The 647-nt window shown below is 70.6% G+C and carries 1 protein-coding gene; it reads left to right on the forward strand.

Translation table 11 applies throughout. The features are described 5' to 3' along the window. A partial coding sequence (locus VQ02_RS33135) for an FtsK/SpoIIIE domain-containing protein (protein ID WP_048448528.1) occupies positions 1-647 on the forward strand: 647 nt, incomplete at both ends.

Raw genomic sequence — 647 nt, forward strand, 5'->3', positions numbered from 1 at the left:
CTCGGCGTTCGCAACATCGACGGGTTCAACGCCCGGGTGGCGGAGGCGCGGGCGCGCGGCGAGGTGATCACCCGCACGGTGCAGACCGGCTTCGACCGCGAGACCGGCGAGGCCGTCTACGAGGACGAGGTCATGGACCTCGCGCCCCTGCCCTACATCGTGATCGTGGTCGACGAGATGGCCGACCTGATGATGGTGGCGGGCAAGGACATCGAGGGGGCGATCCAGCGCCTGGCGCAGATGGCGCGGGCGGCGGGCCTGCACCTGATCATGGCGACGCAGCGTCCGTCGGTGGACGTGATCACGGGGACGATCAAGGCGAACTTCCCGACCCGGATCTCGTTCCAGGTGACGAGCAAGATCGACTCGCGGACGATCCTGGGCGAGATGGGCGCCGAGCAGCTGCTGGGCCAGGGCGACATGCTGTTCATGGCGGGCGGCGGTCGCACGACGCGGGTGCACGGGCCGTTCTGCTCGGACGACGAGGTCGAGCAGGTGGTGGCCCACCTCAAGCGGCAGGGCCGCCCCTCCTACCTCGACGCCGTCACGGCGGACGAGGAGGCCGAGGAGGCGGCAGCCGCGCCGGACACCCCGGTCATGGACCAAGGCGGCTTCGGCGACCCGACGGCCGACCTGTACGACCAGGA

This window comes from Methylobacterium variabile (assembly GCF_001043975.1).
GTDB classification, from domain to species: domain Bacteria; phylum Pseudomonadota; class Alphaproteobacteria; order Rhizobiales; family Beijerinckiaceae; genus Methylobacterium; species Methylobacterium variabile.